General features: G+C 37.9%; 2 protein-coding genes. One reads left to right on the forward strand and one right to left on the reverse strand.

What is annotated here, in order from left to right; translation table 11 throughout:
• Nucleotides 1–64 precede the first annotated feature (64 nt).
• Entirely contained in the window at nt 65–463 is a 399-nt protein-coding gene (gene tnpA / locus D0T87_RS23465; protein ID WP_163178571.1) for an IS200/IS605 family transposase, read from the reverse strand.
• Between the two features lie 42 nt (nt 464–505).
• Here tnpA and D0T87_RS23470 point away from each other — a divergent pair, with 42 nt between their 5' ends.
• Entirely contained in the window at nt 506–1678 is a 1173-nt protein-coding gene (locus tag D0T87_RS23470) for an RNA-guided endonuclease TnpB family protein (protein WP_163178572.1), read from the forward strand.
• Nucleotides 1679–1717 lie beyond the last annotated feature (39 nt).

Here is a 1717-nt window from a genome sequence, read left to right on the forward strand (position 1 = left end):
TTACGCTTTTGTCCCCTGAAAGCCCACTTCTTTAGGTGTGGGATGAAAGCATTCTTCAAACCATTCATTTGTTTTTTTGGTCTTGTATGTATTGGGTTATAGTTTTTTCTGAGATGTGTCCAATTGTTTCTACATAATAAGAACGCGTCCAGAGAGTAGGAACTCGTGTTTTTAAGTGAGGAAACTCGCTTCTGAGTTGATAAGCTGTAAATCCTTTAAGTTGTGAAACAATATGTGCTATGGAATCTGATGGAGTTGCTTTTATGAATACGTGTACATGGTCAGGCATGATTTCCATCTTCTTTATTTCCCATCCATTTTGCTCACTTTTAAATGTGAGCAGTTCTTTCAAGCGTATCTCCACTTCACCCGTTAACAGTTTCCGTCTGTATTTAGGACACCAAATGATATGATATGAGACATTATAAACACATCCGGGATTCGTTTTCCATCTTTCGTCCATCTTTCACATTAATCGTTTAAATTTGTTTCAAATATACAAAATATGAATTATATTTGCGCCATACAAATAATGATTGTGATAACAGTATGTTATAAATATAAAGTATATCATCAAAACCGCAACCATGAGGTGCGGCTTTCTGAGTATTTGCGTACTGCATCATGGATATACAATCATTGTATTGCTCTGCAGAAGCGTTATTATAAGTTATACAAGAAGCATATTGGGTTATATAAATTGCAAGCACATATTGTAACGATGAAGAAGCGCTGTTATCCGAAATGGAGTGAGATAAATTCACAATCGATCCAACAAATAACGGAGCGTATTCATGAAGGATATAAACGCTTCTTTAATCACGATGCTAAACACCCACCAACGTTTAAGAGTTGGAGCAAATATAAATCAGTGACATTTAAAAGTACTGGCTATACGATAAATGGGAACGTATTAACGATCAACAAACAGAAACTTCGTTTAAAATTTCATCAATCAAGACCTATCACCGGCAAAGTACAAACCGTATGTTTGAAACGTGATTCCGTTGGCGATTGGTGGGTGACGTTCACCTGCAGGATTGATGAACAACAGATAAAAGTCAAAACCATGACAGGTAAAACTGCAGGCTTTGACTTCGGGCTGAAGCATTTCCTAACAAGTTCGGATGGTGTATATATTGAATCTCCACTGGTTTTATTTCATTCACTCGAGGGAGTACGAAAAAAGTCTCGTAACTTGTCCAGAAAGCAAAAAGGGAGCAATTCCCGAAAGAAAGCACGGTTAGAAATTGCCAGGCTGCATCGAAATATATCTAATCGCCGAACCGACTTTCATTGGCAATTAGCCAATCATCTTGTATCCCAGTACGATATCATTTGTCTGGAAACACTTAACTTGAATGAGATGAAAAAACGGTGGGGACGAAAGATATCAGATCTTTCTTTTTCCGAATTCATTAAAATTCTATCGCATACTTGCACTAAGTACGGAAAGAAACTTGTGATGATCAATCAGTGGGAAGCCACAAGTAAAACTTGTTATTGTTGTGGAACCAAAGTAGATGAGATGCCGCTAAATGTTCGTAAGTGGGTATGTCCAGCGTGTGAAACATCGCATGACCGCGACGTAAATGCGGCTAAGAATATTTTAAGAGTTGGGACATCAACTCTGGGAATAGATGATGTAAGACCTGCAAAGCAGGCTATCATTGCTTGAAAACCGAATCCCATTTCTTTAGGGATGGGAGTATGTCAA

The sequence above is a fragment of the Bacteroides sp. 51 genome (genome assembly GCF_010500965.1).
Lineage (GTDB): Bacteria > Bacteroidota > Bacteroidia > Bacteroidales > Bacteroidaceae > Bacteroides.

Coding starts and splice junctions, on each gene's coding strand:
- D0T87_RS23470 (WP_163178572.1), top strand. CDS start 506: ATGAATTATATTTGCGCCATACAAATAATGATTGTGATAACAGTATGT.
- tnpA (WP_163178571.1), bottom strand. CDS start 463: ATGGACGAAAGATGGAAAACGAATCCCGGATGTGTTTATAATGTCTCA.